At 58.5% G+C, this 17,831-nt stretch carries 11 protein-coding genes; 2 read left to right on the forward strand and 9 right to left on the reverse strand.

All coding sequences use genetic code 11. From position 1 onward, the window contains the following. Position 1 precedes the first annotated feature (1 nt). The 7 genes from ACI3EV_RS09465 to brxF form a co-directional block, all read right to left on the reverse strand. Positions 2–1,231: an AAA family ATPase gene (locus tag ACI3EV_RS09465; protein ID WP_337690340.1), complete on the reverse strand. Its 1,230-nt coding sequence runs from the start codon at positions 1,229–1,231 to the stop codon at positions 2–4. Then, a complete protein-coding gene (locus ACI3EV_RS09470) occupies positions 1,232–4,018 on the reverse strand; it encodes a DNA methyltransferase (protein WP_337690570.1) in 2,787 nt (928 codons plus the stop codon). It lies immediately after the preceding gene. Then, positions 4,018–5,757: an ATP-binding protein gene (locus ACI3EV_RS09475; RefSeq protein WP_337690338.1), complete on the reverse strand. Its 1,740-nt coding sequence runs from the start codon at positions 5,755–5,757 to the stop codon at positions 4,018–4,020. Before ACI3EV_RS09475 ends, ACI3EV_RS09470 begins: the two co-directional genes overlap by 1 nt. A gap of 2 nt (positions 5,758–5,759) precedes the next feature. Then, on the reverse strand, positions 5,760–6,854 hold the full coding sequence (locus tag ACI3EV_RS09480) for an SIR2 family protein (RefSeq protein WP_337690337.1): 1,095 nt from the start codon (positions 6,852–6,854) through the stop codon (positions 5,760–5,762). A 149-nt stretch (positions 6,855–7,003) separates the two neighbouring features. Continuing rightward, positions 7,004–8,959: an AAA family ATPase gene (locus ACI3EV_RS09485; RefSeq protein WP_337690335.1), complete on the reverse strand. Its 1,956-nt coding sequence runs from the start codon at positions 8,957–8,959 to the stop codon at positions 7,004–7,006. Positions 8,960–8,994: 35 nt separating this feature from the next. Continuing rightward, complete coding sequence (locus tag ACI3EV_RS09490) at positions 8,995–12,723, reverse strand: DUF6079 family protein (protein ID WP_337690333.1); 3,729 nt, start codon at positions 12,721–12,723, stop codon at positions 8,995–8,997. Positions 12,724–12,773: 50 nt separating this feature from the next. Then, positions 12,774–13,229 (reverse strand): BREX-3 system P-loop-containing protein BrxF, encoded by a 456-nt coding sequence (gene brxF, locus ACI3EV_RS09495; RefSeq protein WP_337690331.1) that lies wholly within the window; start codon positions 13,227–13,229, stop codon positions 12,774–12,776. Positions 13,230–13,587: 358 nt separating this feature from the next. Between brxF and ACI3EV_RS09500 the strand changes: the two genes are divergently transcribed. Next, entirely contained in the window at positions 13,588–14,850 is a 1,263-nt protein-coding gene (locus tag ACI3EV_RS09500) for a DUF2254 family protein (protein ID WP_337690329.1), read from the forward strand. 15 nt (positions 14,851–14,865) lie between these two features. Beyond that, positions 14,866–15,900 carry a metal-dependent hydrolase gene (locus ACI3EV_RS09505; RefSeq protein ID WP_337690328.1) on the forward strand — a complete coding sequence of 345 codons (1,035 nt, stop codon included), beginning with the start codon at positions 14,866–14,868 and terminating at the stop codon, positions 15,898–15,900. A gap of 9 nt (positions 15,901–15,909) precedes the next feature. On the opposite strand, the gene ACI3EV_RS09510 is transcribed toward ACI3EV_RS09505, so the two are convergent. Both ACI3EV_RS09510 and ACI3EV_RS09515 read right to left on the reverse strand, forming a co-directional pair. Beyond that, positions 15,910–16,440, reverse strand: a complete 531-nt coding sequence (locus ACI3EV_RS09510) for a PepSY domain-containing protein (RefSeq protein WP_337690326.1) — start codon at positions 16,438–16,440, stop codon at positions 15,910–15,912. Between the two features lie 101 nt (positions 16,441–16,541). Further along, positions 16,542–17,807 (reverse strand): putative Na+/H+ antiporter, encoded by a 1,266-nt coding sequence (locus ACI3EV_RS09515; RefSeq protein WP_337690324.1) that lies wholly within the window; start codon positions 17,805–17,807, stop codon positions 16,542–16,544. Between the last annotated feature and the right edge of the window lie 24 nt (positions 17,808–17,831).

Below are 17,831 nucleotides of genomic sequence, written 5' to 3' on the forward strand. Positions count from 1 at the left end.
CTCAAACCTCATCGAGATAGTCGCTGTACCACAAACCACCCAATGGCAAACCTTCTGCCACCAGATTCCTGACCACTTCCAACTCGGAAACCCGACGTATCGTCGAATAGCCGTCTGTACCCTTCTCCAGAATCCAGACTTCTTCCGGCGACAAGGCATCCACAAAATACGGCTGGTGCGTGGTCACAAAAATCTGCGGCGCATGTTTCTTGCCGCTGGCATGGGCACGGAACTCCTGTGCAAGCGATTCCAGCAGCTTGTGATACAAGCCGTTTTCTGGCTCCTCAATGCAGATGAAAGGTGGCGGATCAGGATCTTCCAGCAGCAGCAGGTAGGCAAACACCTTCAACGTGCCGTCGGACATTTGTTGCGCGAAGAAAGGATCACCAAATGCGCCATCGTTGAAGCGCAGCAGCACGCGCTTGTCCGCCGTCACTTCGGTATCTATTTTGGCGATGCCCGGAATCTTGCTGGCGATGCGATCCAAAATGACCTTGAAGCGGTCTTTGTGCTCACGCTCCATGAACTGTACGACGTTGCCGATGTTGTCGCCATGCACATTCAGGTGCCGCTGCGGCCCAGCACTGGGCAGGCTGCGTGCGGCATCGGGGTAGAAGTACGACAGATACCACCCCTTGAGGAAATCGCGAAACTGCCCGATGCGTGGATGTTCCTTCAATGTGCCCAAGGTCGAGATACCCAGCTCGCGTGGATCTGTCAGCTCCACTGAGCTGCTGGCATTGCTTTCTTCCAGTTCGTCGTCAACCGCTTCCTCTCCTGCCCAGACGGTGCCTTTACCATGATCCAGGCGCAGGAATGGAAACGGGCGTCCATGTTTCTGGCCTTTACGGCGCTGCTTCAGTCTTTCGGACAAAACGAACGGTCGACCACTACTGTCTAGGTCAATAGCTAACTCATAGGTGATAGGGCGCTCGTTCTGCGCTTCTCTGTAGTAGATTTCGAAGCGAATCGGCTCCTCGACATCTTTGGACCGTAATCGCTCGAACCCTCCACGCTGCTTCATGTCGCAGGCAGTCTCCACATCGGTTGCCAGACAATCGGCGACAAAACCGAAAGCGTCGAATAACGAACTCTTGCCTACGCCATTTTTGCCGATGACAACGGTGAAAGGCGTCAGCGGACTGCCTTCCTGCTGGGCAGAGAGCTTGCCCAGCGTCACATCGCGCAAGGCCCGAAAATTCTGGACGCGGAATCCTTCAATAACAGCCATTTAATTCTCCTCACTGCGCGTCAGCGCCATGTCGTACAGGGTGAGCAGTTTTTCGTCTTCTTGCAGGGTTTCGTCCGGCAGCTTGTGGGCGATGGCGAGGATGGTGGCGTAGTCCTTCCTGGCCCACGCATCGCGGAAACCGGCGCGCAGCACTTCCAGGCGCGACTCTTTGATCTTGCGGCCCGTGAACGTCTTGTACTGCTCGAACTCCTTGAGCAATGCCTTTTCGCGCTTCTTCTCCAAGTCCTGCGCCTTATTCGGGTCGGGCACATACCAGCGGTCTTGCGCCTTAGCGATCAGGCGTGGGTCGTTTTTCTCCAGCCCGCGCAGGTCGTGGTAGTTGGTGGAGAGGTAGCGGTGAATCTGGCTGGGTACTTCGCCCGCGCCCTCGAAGCGCAGGAAGTTGGCTTCCAGCAGCGCGGAGAGTTCCGGGCGGGTTTCGTGCTTCTTCCAGCCCGCGCCCAGTTGCTTGATGAACTCGGGGTGGATGTCCTGATAGGTGGAAGGCCGCGCCTTCAGATAGTCCGCTGCCCAGTCGATGGCGCTGCGCTCGTCGGAGACGAACAGCTCCATCTGCGGCGCTTGTGCAGTTTGCGCGCGCTTCTTGTCGTATTCGGCTACTTGCTCGGGCAGAAAGACCATGCCGTCGCGATCGGGCAAGCGGCTGCGCAGGCCGTCTTGAAACTCTTGACTGGAAAGCGGCACGGGCGCGCTGTGCCGCACGAACCACGCCACCATCCGGTCGAACAGGATGCGCGGGTCGCGTTCAGCGACGAATTCCAGTTCGCCGCCTTTCATCTTGACCACGGGAAGTTGCTTCAAATGCGTCTGGACGAAATCCCATGCTGATTCCGAGGTTGCACCCCGTTCGGCGAAACGTTGCTCCAGCCCACCGTTGGGCTTGTAGGCAGAAATCACCAAGTCCTGCTTGACGGCAACCGCAGTTGTGACCGCCTTGAAGCTGCCTTGCTGCTTGTCGAGCGCAGACACGTTGGCGACCACAAAGCCCGCTTCCTGCATCGCTGTTTGCAAGCCGTTCCACACCGCCGCCTGCGTGTTGGAAAACACCACGGTCATCCAGCGACCGGGCTTGAGGACGCGGAAGTATTCCTTGAAGCAAGCCGCCATCAACCTGCGGTAGTCATCCACCGACTTTTGTGCCGCTCGGTTCTCTTTGGCGCGATCAACAATGGCGTCCAGCTTGGCCTGCGTCATCACGCTGTGCCATGCCTCGACAATGAAATTCAGCTCCGCGTAGGGCAGGTTTTCGCCGAAAGGCGGATCGGTGAAGATGTAGTCAATGCAGTCATCAGCGAGTGGCAGCCTTGCTGCCGTACCGGTGGTGACTGCCGCGTTTGTAGGTTTTGCGTGATATTGACGAAACGCCTTGATCAATCGATCCAGCTTCCCGTCGAGGATGTACCAAGGACTGCATTCAGAATGCTGTGCCGCGACGTAATACACGCCCGCAAGCATGCGATTGACCTGAGAAAAGTGTGTGGGTCCGTAGCGATTCAGGACGGATAGACCGGCAATTGCCTGCTCGACCATAAACACGAGAAATGCGCGTGTGCGAGCATCAGGATGCGCTTGCGCCTTTGCCCACAACGCACCCATTGCCTGCGCGGCACGCGGCAGGAACATGTGATGAGTGTGGGTGATCCCCTTGTCACGCATACGCGGCGCTTCCCACATATCCGCAAAGGGAAACGCAACGGTGGGAACATCGCCGGGCAGCGGCAAGGCATCAATCTTGGCCAGTGTCGCCAAGTCCGCTGCATCGGGCTTCTTCTCGTATTTCGTTTTGCCGACGCGATACGCAATCAGGCTGGGCACGCGCTTGGGCGCTTGCAGCGTGGTGCCGGTGGCGCTATCCAGCTTGGTGACGTAGAGCCGCTCCAGCTTCTTCTTCGTCAGTCCTGCATTGCAGTGCGGGCATGGGAACTCATCTTTAACGCGCTTGGTTTCCTCATCCAAGGCTTCGTCCAGAAAATTCACTTCCCCAGCGCATTCCGGGCAACTGAACACTTCGCTCCACACCGTGTATTCGATGCGGCCTTGGGTCTTGCCGTCGCTATGCAGCGTTTCGTACATCCAGCCGATGTCCTGCTCCACGGCCTGGAGCAGTCGCTTGCCCGCCTTGGCGAAGGCGTCCACATCGAAGGGAATGTTGTAGTTCGCGCCGATGAAAGTGGCGGCGGGCGACAGGTCGTTGAGCACCGCGCGGCGTGCGCCCCACTTGGGCGCGGCGCGGCCTTCCTTCTTCCATGTCTGCTCCTGCTCAAACCGGTAGCTGGCCGGAGCCGTGCCGCACCACTGCGCGGCCACGCCGGTCATGCCCGAACCGGAAAAACCGTCCAGCACCACATCGCCCGGCTGGGTGTAGTGCAGGATGGACGGCACGATGGCCAGGTGCGGCACCTTGGTGTGGTAGCTGTGCGCCTTGTAGATCGCGTCGGTCTTGCCCACGCTCACATCAATCGCCAACGGCTCGCGGCTGTATTTCACTGCCGGGTCGTAGGGCTTGCCGTAGTGCGCTACGAACTCCGCCAGCCACGGGTTCGGGCAGGCGGTGTAATACGGCGGGTCGGACATGGCGAGGATGGCTGCGTCCGTGCCCTGCGGGAAACCTTCCTGCTTGCGGAATGCCGGGTCTTTCAACTTCTCGGCCAGCAGCGCAAGGAAATGCGCGCGCCGTGCGTCGTCGCTGGGGAAGGTCTGGCCGAGGCATTCGACGGGGCTGGAGTCTTTTGAGGCTCGCCCAAGGTTCAGTTGTTCATCCATCATCAAGCCCTGTTCTGCTTGCGCATGTTTTCCACTGCCTTCGAAAAATCAGGCGTGCCCGGAGCTTCGCTCCAGCGATCCCAGAATTCAATCGTGGCGCTGATCGGTTGTTCTTGTGGCGCATGAATCTTGATTCGGCTGGGAAGCAGTACTGCATCACCGACTACCAAGGCTTCTCCCATATCCAGGATGGGGAGCGTATCCATCAGTCCTTCCAGGCTTTCCGGCATCAAGCGTTTGACAGTATTTTGATCATCACCATTGGTCAGACGTAAAGAGATGACGTTGTTGCACTGACTCAGTATCGTTGTGCTGACATCGGCCGGTCTCTGACTGATGACAAGGAGCGCAACGCCGTACTTACGCCCTTCTTTTGCGATCTTTTCGAAGTTCTCGATGGCGCGTTGCTCAACAGGGTTTTTCCCGTCTTTCTTTGGCAAATAAAGGTGTGCTTCATCGCAGACCAATGCCAATGGGCGGCGCTTGTCTCGATCCATCCAGAACTGGACTTGATAGATGATGCGCGCAACCAGCCCAACGATCACGGGCAGAATGTCTGCTGGCACATCTGAAAAGTCGATGACTTTTATCTGCGATTTGTCTTCCGAGTAGTCCATGAGCCGCTTGACCAACTCAGCCATGGCGTCATAGGCATGTTCAGACGTGGGTGCCTGAAACAGAAAGCCATAGCGTTTATCGCTGACCTTGCTATTCAGACGCAGTAGCAAGCGGCTGAACTGCCCAAAAAATGGGCCTTGCTTGTCCTTGTTGTTTGCGCCAGGAACCATTTCTTCGTTGAGTCGCCGCAACTCGGAGATGACGCAATGGACATCAAATGGAACAGGGCTGTCCAGCGTAAAGGCATTGAGCACATCCGTCTTGCCCTGAGACTCAAGGGTCTTCTTTTTCTCGGCTACAACAGTGTCCTGAAAAGCCATTACCTGGTTGTGAGCACTGAATTCACTTCGATCAATGAACATAGCTTGCAACTCCTCGGTGTTGAGGAGCCAATAAGGCAAGAAGAGTAAGGCCGGATCCGATTTGCCGAGTTCTTCCGGCCCAGGAATCCGAAGATGCCTGGCATAACTCAGTTCACGATATTCGCCGTGCAAGTCAAATACGATCAGACTTGAAGAAGGGAGTTTGGATGCTTGTTCGAGAATGGCGGCAACAGTCCAGGATTTACCGGAGCCTGTGCTGCCTAACAAAGCTGCATGACGCTGAAACAGCTTGTTCCCATCCAGGTAGGCCTTTGCAGATTCATCAATGGTGTAGCGACCAATCTCAAGTGAATGCTCAGTCTTTCCCTCTTTGGAAAGCAGGTTCATGAATGTCTGCAACTGCGCGTCACGGAGGATGAAGCACCCTGCATCGATCTCTGGCACCTGAACCAGAGATCGCGAGAATTTTGGGCTATTCTCGTGCGTCAGTCCGACGGTACCGACCAATGTCAGTTGAACCGTGTTATGAACGCTTTCGCGCAGCAGATTCAGTTCGGCGACATCGGTAGTATCCTCTTCCTGCTGAACAGGGATGTCTTCGAGAACAGGCGTCTTTACCACCCTTTCTATGATGCCAATCAACCATTCCTCTACGGCACCAGGCAGCGCGAGCGCAACAAGCTGCCCAACACGTGCCTTCCTCAAATCCTCATCACTATTGACCTGGATGTTGATTTTGCGCGTATCGACCAGACGAACCTTTCCAAGCGAATAGGATGTGTCGAATGTAAAAATAGACATGATCAGCTCCCAAATATTCTGTCTGTGAAGTCGCGCACATCCCAAAGGCTTTGGCCTTTCAGTTCCAGCCAGCCGGAATAGCGCTTGTTGAAGATTTTCGTTCCTTCTTCGCCGTCTAGCTTGCAGAACAGCCAAAGATTTTCCGATTGGTCGAGCAACGACTCGATTCTCGGATTGCAGTCCCTTGTGACGATCAGGCCGGGGCTTGACTGTGTGATGAGCTTGCGCTTGACATACTCTTCCAAGTGACTGTCATTGAAGCCGTACCCGAGAAAAAGAAAGTGCGTCGCATTATCCACCGCACTATCCGCGTATTGCAGCAGTTCGCGCCTATAGCGTTGAAGCGCCTGATACTTCGAGAGACCCGGAGTAATCATGACGCGCTCGGCGAACTCCGGTGGACTCCACATCCATGCGTTGTTTTCAATGATGGCGTTGCGGTGGAGAAAATAGTTCAGCGAACCATGTACCTTGTACAAGCGAGCATGTTTCTTGGCTCGGTATACGGTTTTTATCTTGTTGCCTTGACGTATTTTGCATGGTTCGAGTAATGCACGGTCCACGGCCGTCCAGTCTTCCTTGCGTTCAATTCCACCAAACAGTCCATTCGTATAGGACAATCCCGAAAAATCGCAGGCGTATTCGAACAAAAGATCGTAGTTCGGCGTTAATACATGCAATACGCCATCACTCTCCGGAAGCGTTTCAATCAAACGAGAGAGAAGGCGACTGGCCGGCCACTCTGTTGAACCTTGGGCAATCGAATAGGCGAAACGCCTATCCAGGCTGGCGACGAATGTTCCCGTAATCTCTGTCACCATCCTCAACAGGTTGTGGTCACTGACAGCGTTCAGGGAGCTCTCAAGATCTCCGCCTTGCTCAAGGGCGCTGACTACGCTTTGCCATTCAGATGCCTGAGTCGCAGTCAGTGTTCTTTCCTGCATTTTCTCAACCAGCTCATCTCGAAGTGCAGGCATGCCGAAGCTTGTATCCATAGCACATGACATTCCTGTCCCGAAGAACACGAATGGCTTTCCACGGAAAAAATCCCGGATCGCTGTAATCGCTATTTCTTCTGTTAGCAGTGGAAGAGACATTTGCTTTATTCCGTCCTGCTCAAAGCCTTTTGTTGTTCGTGCAGCAGCTTGAGCTGCACGCCAGCGTCGGTGAGCACGTAGCGTTGTTGCCGCGAATGCGGCTTGTTGGGGATGGTCAGATGCATTAGATTCACGGAACCGCGTCCTGTCTAATCCAAAAAGCCATTCAACGCTTTGAATACTTTCTCAAAGCAATCCAATGTTCCAGTAACTGGCTCACTCTCTCCATCAAGAATCTGAGGGTTTCTCATCAAGTAATCGGCGGGAACATAATGGCCGAAGTCCTGTGCGTCAGCAGGCAGTGTTCGACACAGCACCTCTACCTGTTTGACGATACGGCACGTACTCTGATCGGCTGCTGCGGCTTTCTCGGCTGTGATTTCACCTTCCTTGAGCCCTAGCGCTTGGTTGACCAAAGCGCAATAGAAAGTGCTATCGAATAAATCCTCGACATCGCTTTCAGGCTTTTCCGTGAAATCAGATGTCGTTAGCACTCTCTCAGATCTCAGAATCTGGCTTTGCCGAAGTTTCTCAACTTTATTCTTATCGCCTTTGCCATAATCGCACAGTACAGCGATATTTAGGTTATTGCCTCGGAAGAGCGACGAGAAAGACCACACCTTATCCAGGCCACCGGTAGGGCAAATGGTCCAGCGCTCATCCAAGCCAGCTCTTCCCCTGGCTTGCAATGCTCTCGATACCACCTGCAAATAAACAACATCAGATGGACCCTCGACCAATAGACAGTTTTGGCCAACGAATAGGGACTGAGTGATTTCGTAACCAAGGTGGGCCTGCAGCGGGAAAAGTGTGTCCTTGTCAACGGAAAGGACGTCAGCGGAGACCTTCGTCCCTTTTACTATGGGACGACGTGGATCACGGTAGTCGATAACGTCTTCGACAACACGGACATCCTCCAGACGCTGAGCTGGCACCATGAATGGCGAGTGCGTGGTGTAGATAACCTGGTGCTCGGGCAGAATTCGCTCTTCGATATACCGCAGAAGATCGGATTGAGCTTTGCCATGAAGCGTCAGGCCCGGCTCATCAAGAAGTATGATGGCCTTACCAGCAGACTTTTTGAGCTGCTTGAATTGCGCCAAAAAGGAAAAAAACCAAACAAAACCCGCGCTTCGTTCAGACAATGGCACCGTCACGCGGTGATGTTTGTTTTCTATGCGGATTTTTGCGATTTTACCGCTGTTGAACGGAGGGGGGTCATTGGGCCTCCCTTCGTTAATTTCAATTTTGATGGCCAGGGCATCGTTTTGGCTCCAGAACTCGAAAATTTCATCGGTGATGTCGTTGGATGCCCCTTCGCACTGGGCTACCAGTTCTTCGTGCTTTGCAGCATCACGGAGTTCTTCTATGGTCGTACCCGCGTATTCTAGAAAGTCGAGAAATATCTTGTCTCCAGAGCTGATCTTCCCACTGTTCTTGTCCGCAGCAAGTTGATTCAGGGATATTTCCCCTGACATCCTTTCAAAGTGAGAAGTGTAGAAGAAAGTCGGCTTTTGCTTGTTGAGAAGATCAATAGCAGCAAGCTCAGGATCTCCGTCACGGAATTTCTCAATGGCTTGCATGAATGCAGTCTGCGCTTCTGACCGCTCGGCCAGAGCTTTAAGTGCTGCCAAGGCATCCTTTATTGTCTTGGCCTGCTTGATGTCTCCTTTGTCTTTGGCATTCAGGCCATGACGCGCCTGAAGCTTGCGAATGCACTCCTCTTCGTTAAGCGGAATGCTCCAGGTATTTCCGCGACCGATATAACTGGTGACAATCACTTCGGTTTTTTCTAGAACATCTGCTCCTAGAAGATCTTCCAGGGCTTCGATGTCATCACCCTCCAGTTGCCACCAGCTTTTGGCAACCGGAGATTTCCCATTGGGATGACGCTCCTGGAATTTGCTTAAATTTCGGCGCGGGTAGTCCCGCGTCTTGTCGTATGCATAATCACCATCAGAAGGGGCAATACCTTGGATGGCATGCAATATCGCGGTCTTTCCCGCCTCATTCTTCCCGACAAGGCATGTCAGATCGCCGATCTGGAATTCGCCGCTGTCTTCAACAGATCGAAAGTTGATGGCTTGGATTTTTATTAGCTTCATTTCTGTCGCCCTTTATACATAGTCCTGAGTTGCCCTCACTCCACAACAAACCGCAGCTTGCTGGCATCTTTGCCTTTGCTGCGGTCGCTGATGAGCGCATCGAAGCGCTTGCGCAGGTCGTCCGGCGTGGCTGGCGAGCCGCCTTGCAGCAGCGCCTGCTTGATCTCGTCGCCCTTGACCTCGATCTTCTCCAGCCCCGACAACGCCTCTTGCACGGCGTTGGCGAACTCCTGGGTCAAGGGGGCCGGTAGCGTGCGTGAGGCCAGGAATGCGTCGATCAGTTTTTTGCTTGCTGCGGGCAACAGGCCCAGGCTCTCCTGGGTAAACGGGTCTTCCAGGTTCTCCAGCAGAGTTTGCTGCCAGTTGGCCTGCAATTCGTCCAGGTCATCGTCCAGCTTGTGCAGGCGGTTGGCGGCGGGCAGCAGTTCCAGTTGCTCGGCGGATGGGCGGAACTGGCAGTGCGGGCAGACGGCAGTCGTGACCAGCGTTGGCTCATCCAGCGAGGAGCAGCTCTTCAGGCCGTTGAGGGACTCTTCGAAGGCGGTGAGCTGGCTGGTGGGCATCAACGACACGCCAGCCAATACACGCAGTGCCAGCAGGCGCTCGTCACGGCGCAGAGCATTGCGGGTTTTGTCTTCGGCCACGCCAAGCCGCGCCTTGCTGTGGCTGGCGATATAGGCGGTGATGTAGTCCTTCTTGAGCTGGCCCAGCATTTGCCGGTACTCAGAAGCGTGTTCGGCGGAGCGGTCCTGGCTCAGCTTGTCTTGCAGGGCTTTACGGGCAGCCTCGGCTTGCTTCACCCATGGGTGATCGGTGGGCAGCACCATCTCGGCCTGGGAGAGGTAAGACGCCGTGCTACCCAGATCCACCACCAGTTCGAGCAAACGCTCGACGGCGGCCAGGATCTCCAGATTTTTCTTCTGGCTATCCAGGTCTTCCTGCGTGACGCGCAGGTTCTTGAGCTTGCCGACGGTGTTATACGGCGCCAGCGACTCGGTGAACTTCTTCAGCGAATCGAGCCGGGCGTACCAGTCTTTGGCTTCTTCTTCGCGCAGCAGGTTCTGGCCCCAAAAGCCGAGTTTGCCTTGCTGCAGGTCGGAGCCGGCCTTGAGCACGCGCGGCACCAGCGCGCTGACTTTCTCTTGCAGCTTGACGACGGGTTCGGTGTCGCCTTGGCTGGCTTTCTGAGCCAGGCCGGTCGGCAGATCGAGCAGTTCGAACAAGGTGCGCAGCACGGCGAGGTTGATCTCCTTGGGTGCCTCGACGTGCTTGAACTGCTTGAGTTCCTCCAGCGAGCGCTCTGCCAACTGGGCCAGCTTGCCGGAGTCGATCTTGTCGCCGGTGATCGACAGCACAAGGTCGCCGGAATAAACCAGGCCGCCCATTACGGTAACCAGCAGATCGGGTTCCAGCCGGTACTTGATCGGTGCGAAATATTCCACATCAGACGTGCCCGACAGCAGCTCACTGCGGTTGAGCACCTGGCCGTGGCCTTTGGCCTTGAGGCGGTTCAGCACCTCTTGCGCGTAGCGGGAGCTGGCGGGGTCAACGCGGTCGCCATCGAGCAGCTCCAGGGCATCGAGCATGGCTGCGGCATCCTTGGTGCGCGTTCCACCTGCCAGTGCGCGCAGCGCATTACCCACCAATTGCTTGCGGTTGGCCTCGGTGACCAGCACCGAGAACGTGGGGTATTCGGGCGCGATGTCGGCAAAGCGCTGGCCCAGTGCCAGGCCAGAGACGATGTTCACCACGTCGCGGAAGTTGATGCGCTCTTCCGGCCCCAGGCGAGCCCGCTCGCGCAGGGACACGCCCTTGGCCCAGTCCTGTAGGGTCTTGGTCTTGCCCTGGTAGGTGACCTCGAACGCGGTCATCTGCTTTTCTTGCAGCCACTTGCTCATGGACCGCAGCGAGTCCTGGGCTTTGGACAGATAAACGGCCTTCGCGCCACCGCTGGCGGTGGACGCCAAATCCAGTGCCGCCGCGTATTGGGACAGGTAGCGCTTGTAGTCTTCGTCGGGGGACTTCAGGCGGAAGAACACCTCGTCCGCCAGGTTGGCGTCGCTGAACTTCGGCCGGTCGAAGGGCTGGATGAAGTAGATGTAGAAGTCGCGTTCGGGCTGTGCCGTGGGCCGGTCATTCGGGGCGCCAAAGAACAGGTAGCCCATGCGCTCGACGCGGCGCTCCTGCCACTCGATCTGGTACTGCCAGATCTGAAAGCCGGGGTAGCGCAGGTCGTCGCTGCACTCCATCAGCGCCTTGATGGCGCTGTAGTAGGCGCGATCCAGCGCGTCGTCGGACAGGGCCTCGGCGCGCTTTTCGATCTGCGCGTCGTAGTCGATGTCTTTCTTGAGGTCGAGGTAGTACTGCTCGGTGTCTGGTGCCTTGGAGATGAACTGGCCGTTGACGGTCTTGAGCACCTCGCGCATCACGGTCTGCACCATCGACAGCAGGTTCTCGGCAGGATCGCCGGGCATGTCCTCCACGCCTGGCTGGAACAGGCACAGGGCGTCGCGCAGTTCGGCGGCGGTGGGGCCAATGGGCACGTGAATGTCGCCGCCGGTGGTCAGGCGGTGGACGGCCAGCGCGTTGATGACGCGCAGCGCCATGGCCTTGTACGCTGGGCGCGTGAAGGCCTGCTGCACGCGCGATTCCAGCACCTCGGAGACGCGCATCACTTCCTTGATGTTGGGGTCGGCGCGCAAGACCGAGTTGGCCTTGATGGTGTTCCAGAAGCTTTCGTAGCTGATGAACAGCGGCTTGTCGGCGGGCACTTCCTGGTCGAGGATGGCCAGCATGGCGGCCTCGATGGTCTTGAGCGCGCCGCGCTTTTCGGTGAAGTGAATCTGCTCAAAGGTCTTCAGGTAATCCGGGTGAACCGGGAACAGCCGCACGTACTCGTCCATGCGCTCGTTCATCGAACCGTAGAACTTGGCGAACGGCGTCAGGTACTCGCGGATCTTGTTTTGCTGGTCGGCAGTCTTCTTGAGCAGGCGCGCGGAGACGACGAAGCTGACGTCCTGGCGGTCGATCAGGATCTGCGTGAAGCGCTCGTTGACCCGGCGCATGCTGTCGGCCACGTGCTGGAAACGCACGCTGTCGAAGATGGCCTCCTGCACACCGGCCACGAAGCGGAACTTCAGGTGCTTGGTGACTTCGCCGATCTGACGCAGGATGGCCAGATCCTGCACCAGCTCATGATCGCGGCGGGACTGCAGGTACTCCAGGAACTCATCGACAACGAGCAGCACGCCCTGGTCCGGGAATTTCTCGCCGAACGCGGCCATCATCTCCTCGAAGGAGTCCTTGTTGTTGAGCTCCTTGTCGGCCGTCGGGAAGGTGTAGTCGACGCCGAGCTTTTCGAGGAAGCGCTCAAGCTGCAGGGTGATGATCTGTCGCAGGGGCATCTGCAGCCCGCCCACCTCGATGCGCAGCACTTTGAAGCGGCCAGCGATCGGGGCAACCGCCTCGGCCACCTTGGGGTGGCGGATCATCGGCGCGTAGGCGGCATCCTCTGCCACCAGCGACAGCACCGACATCAAGTGCGATTTACCGGTGCCGTAGTTACCTACGATCAGCACGCCCTTGTGATCGACCGAATCGTCGAAACTGAGCTGGGGAACCATGAGCTTGGAGATCCGCTCGGCCATGTCGTCGGAGATGACGTAGGTCGCGACGAGCTTCTTGGCCTCGTCCGGGCGCCCGGCATCGAGCAGTTGAATGACTGACTCGATCTGCTCGAACTGAATCAGATCTCCGTATTTCATGTTCTTGGCCATATGGTTTTCTTTTCCCTACTCTCTGTTTTAAGTTCAGGTCAAATTTCAAATACGACCACACCGTCGCGGCTGTAGTCACGATGTTCCGGATGGTTCATGTCGGCGTACACCAAGCGATCTCCGCGCAACTCGCCAGGCCAGATGGCCACGACACGCTTGGAGTGAGCTAGCCGCCTGACGAGGTCAAGCGGGTTGATCTGCAGGCTCGGCTCGAATAACAACTCGAGGTTGTCGAGCACCAGCGGGTCTTCAGTGCGTTCCCTGTCCGCGATCTCCCGCAGGAGCTCACCGGCTGAGAAGCCACGCTTACTGTTTGGCGTGGCGGCAAGTCGGCGCCCCAGCTCCATGCCGACGTTGAGCGGCTCGATATTGAGCTTGGCGCTGAGTTGGCGCAGCAGTTGGGTCTTGCCACTGCGGCTGGGACCGACCAGCAGGATCAGCTTGCTGTTGAGGTCGCCGATTTCGCCGATGAGTCGTTCGAGTTTTGCGAGCATATGCATCCCCTTGGCACTCTACAACCACAAGCCAAGTGCGTTGTGACTGAGTTGGATCAGCAAGCAGCTCGGTTGCCATCCTGACTGGATCTTGAACTAGTCTAAAGCGGATTGTCGCAGAAAGTAAATAACGTCTCCAAAGCACCTCCAGATCCACAAAAATCAGGCAAATTCAACATATATGAATTATTTTACATTAAATGTATGACATATATTAATTTTGAAATAACATTTCCATATCAACCAGTCGATCATTTTTATTACATAATTAGCAGACAACTAGGGAAGTAAATTAAAGGCACTAAAATAAATCGCCTATCAAAACTACTTATCATTCGACAGAAAAACTTCCACCCCCATGCTCACCCAAACCAAACTCTGGCTAACCGACCGCCGCACCAGACTCTGGTTCACCCCCGCCGTCACCAGCCTGGCCGCCATCCTGCTGGCGCTGGGCGCGGCCGTGTTCAACCAGTGGGTGCCCGACAACTACTTCCCCAACATCGAGCGCGAGACGCTGGACGACCTGCTTAGCGTGATCGCCTCCAGCATGCTGGCGGTGACCACCTTCTCGCTCGGCATCATGGTGTCGGCCTTCGCCTATGCCTCTGGCAGCGTCACCCCGCGCGCCACCGAACTCGTCATGGGCGACGAAGGCACGCGCGTGGCGATTGCCAGCTTTCTGGGCGCCTTCATCTTCTCGCTCATCGCCAAGATCGCGCTGGGACTGGGCTACTACGGCCAGGCCGGGCGCTTCATCCTGTTTGTCGGCACCGTGCTGGTGCTGCTCTACCTGATCATCACCCTGATCCGCTGGGTGCGCACCCTGTCCTCGCTCGGCCTGCTTGGCAACACCCTGGCCAAGATCGAAAAAGCCGCCCAGACCGCCATCGACGACTACCGTGCCCACGCCAGCATGGGCGCCCTCAACGGCCCGGAACAGCCCGCCGCCGGCACCCCCATCCTGGCCGATGCCGTCGGCTACCTGCGCCACATCGACCTGCCCGCACTCAACAAGCTCGGCAGCAGCCTGCAGGCCCCGATCCACGTCCGCACCCGTCCCGGCGATCTGATCGGCCCCGACACCGTACTCGCCATCGTCGCCAGCCAGATCGATGCCGACACCGCTGCCAGCGTGCGCCAGCTGTTCATCGTCAGCCAGGAACGCAGCTACGATCAGGACCCGCGCTTTGGCCTGCTCGTACTCAGCGAGACCGCCCAGCGCGCCCTCTCCCCCGCCACCAACGATCCCGGCACTGCCATCCAGGCCATGACCATCATGACCCGGCTGCTGGTACGCCTCGGCCAGCCGGTGGATTACAAGCAGCGCCAGAACGTCCCGCAGCTGCCCTATGTCACCCTGCTGCCGCTGCACACCGACTGCCTGATCCACGACGGTTTCGACCCCATTGCGCGCGATGGTGCCGGCCTGCTGGAAGTCCTCAGCCGCATGCAGCAGCTGCTCGCCATGATCGCCAGCGCCACGCCCGCCTTGCAATCCGCCGCCCGGACCCAGGCGGCCACCGCGCTGGCCCACGGCGAACGCAACCTGCCGCTGCCACAAGACGTGCAGGCCTTGCGCACCCTGCACCAGCAGCTGCACGATCCCGCTGCCCACTGACCCCAGCTCCCGCCCATGGATTCACTCTCCCAACTCGTCCTCGGCAGCGCCCTGGCTGCCACAGCTGCCCCGGCACGCCACCGCCGCGCCGCCCTGCTCGCCGGCGCCGCCCTCGGCACCCTGCCCGACCTGGACGGCTTCGTCATCTCCGCCATTACCAGCAACCCGGTCCATCTCATGACCTGGCACCGTGGCGCATCGCACTCGCTGTTCCTGCTGCCACTGCTGGCCTGGCTGATCTGGTGGAGCTTCAGGCAGCGCAACGGCCGCGTCGCCCAGGCCCCACGCGCCTGGTTCTGGGCCATCTTCCTGCCGCTGTTCACGCACCCGATCCTGGACGCCTTCACCTCCTACGGCACCCAACTGTTCTGGCCGCTGCCGGTGCATCCGGCCATGTGGTCCAGCCTCTTCATCATCGATCCGGCCTATACGCTGTGGCTGCTGCTCGCCGTGATCGCCGCCTGGTGGCTGCGCGAGCGCAGGCTGGCGCAGCAGCTGCTCGTCGCCAGCCTGATCGTTTCCAGCAGCTACCTGGCCTGGTCACTGGCGGCCAAATCGATGGCGGAGCATGCCGCACAAGCCACGCTCGCCCCCATGGGCCTGGCCGAGGCACCACGCTTCTCGGTGGCGGCACCGTTCACCAGCCTGCTCTACCGCGTCGTCGTCATGACACCGGACGGCTACCTGATCGGGGATCGCGCCGTGCTCGCCGACCAGGGCCCGATGCGTTTCAGCGCGCATCGCTCCGACACCGCCGCGCTACAGGCCGCCAGCCACATCCCCGCCGTGCAGGAGCTGAGCTGGTTCAACCGCGGCTATATGCGCGCCCAGGTGCGCGATGGCCAACTGGTGCTGAGTGACCTGCGCATGGGCATCGACCCGAACTACAGCTTCAACTTTGCCGTGGCGCAACAAGCTGGCCAGCAATGGCAGGCGCTGGACATGCCACAACGCGTGCGCGCCAGCGGCCCCGGAGCGCTGTCACGCGCCAACCTGGGCATGCTCTGGCGCGGCACCTGGGAGCGCGCCCTGCAGGGCACGCAGGGCTGATCCCCTGCTTCAGCGGTTCTTCTCAGCCGACAGCACCTGGCCGCTGGCGGCATCCACCAGCACCTCGTACTTCTGCTGGGGCGTCACGACATCCACTTCGTACAGCAGCTGGCCTTTCTCGCGCTCCAGATCGACCTTGACCGCCTTGCCACCGGCGTAGAGTGTTTCTGCATTGCTGGCTGCCTGGGCGGCAGACACCTTCACGCCCTGCAGCTTGTTAGCGGCACCGCTGGCATGCTTGTCCCGCGTGGACAGTACCGCGCCATCGACGGCGTCAATCTTGACCTCGTGCTTGCTGTCAGCGCCCAGCAGCTTGACCTCGTAATAGGCCTGCTGCTGGCCCTGTTCCAGCTCCAGTTCCACCGCCTTGCTGCCCTGCACCTGCAGCTCGGCGGTGACCAGTGCCTGCTCGGCACTGACGCGAATCGCCTGCAGCTGGCTGGCATCCAGGGAACTGGCCAGCGCCACGCTGCCCAGGGCAGATGCGCCCAGCAGGGTGGCCAGAATGGTCGTGGTGATACGGTTACGGGTAGACATCATGAACTCCTTGTAGTTGCTGCGGTGGCATGAGGGCCACCGACAGCGTCATGATGTGCCGCCAACCTTAGGGCTGGCTGATGGCTGGCCGCCGTTGCCAGCCGTTACAGCAGCCGGAACGCCGCCATCGCCACCAGCGTGGGCGGAATCGCGGCCACCAGCAGCCAGAAGAAGTGGATCGCGCCGTTCGGGAAGTGTTCCTTCAGGATCGCGGCACCGGCCGGGTTGGGCGCGTTGGCAATGAGCGTCAGGCCACCGCCAGTCACGGCACCGGCCACCAGCGCCAGCTTGAACTCTTCGCTCAGGCCGTCCACCAGCGAGCCCAGATAGGTCAGCGCAGCGTTATCGGTAATCGCCGTCAGGCCGGTAGCCACGAAGAAGACCGAATCGGCACTCAGGCTCATCAGCAGCGGCTGCAGCCACCACTGCTGCAGGCCGCCCAGCACCACCAGGCCCGCCAGGAAGAAGGCCACCAGCAGCGCCTCGCGCAGGATCAGCGGCGACTGGTGGCGCGTGTAGGCGGTGGTAAAGCCGAGGAAGAACAGCAGCAGGCCCATGAACACCACCGGATGGTGCGCCGTGATCACCACGCCGGCCAGGAACAGGATGTGCACCAGCATCACGATCAGCGGCACGCGTGCCGTGCTGGTCTCGGTATCGGGCTTCAGGCGCACCAGTTCGCGCTGCAGGATCAGCGTGATGGCCAGCGCGTTGACAAACACGGCAATCGCCGCGCGCCAGCCAAAGTGCGTGAGCATGTAGGTGATGTCCCAGTTCCACTTGGCCGCCACCATCAGCACCGGCGGCGCGGCAAATGGCGTCAGCACGCCGCCAATCGAGATGTTGACGAACAGCACGCCCAGCGTGGCGTATTTCAGCATGCTGCTGACGGGCTGCTTGAAGATGGTGTCACGCAGCATCAGTGCGCCCAGGGTCATGGCGGCCGGCTCGGTGATAAAGGAGCCCAGCAGCGGCACAAAGGACAGCAGCACGAAATACATCGCCATGGTGCGCGGCAGCGGCACCAGACGCGCCAGTGCGTGCACACCGGCCGTGGCCAGGTCCAGGATCGGGCGTGTAGCCGCCACCACCATGATCACGAACACGAACATCGGCTCGGTGAAGTTGCGCGATTCGACGTATTCCAGCGCCTGCTGCGGGCCGGTCAGCGCCAGCATGACCAGCACCATGACCATGGCCCAGAAGCCGAACACGACCTCGACTTCGCCCAGCAGATGCCAGACGCCGCCATGGCGCGGATTCTTGTGCGCCAGATCGTGGAAGAACTTGGTGGAGAAGGTGTGCAGCAGCGCCAGGGCAAAAATGCAGGCAGCCACGATCTGCACGGTAGAGGGATTGAGGGTTTCCATAGGGTCGACAAAACTCCGCGTGGC

The organism is Allobrachymonas wangyanguii, assembly GCF_045055315.1.
Classification (GTDB): domain Bacteria; phylum Pseudomonadota; class Gammaproteobacteria; order Burkholderiales; family Burkholderiaceae_C; genus Brachymonas; species Brachymonas wangyanguii.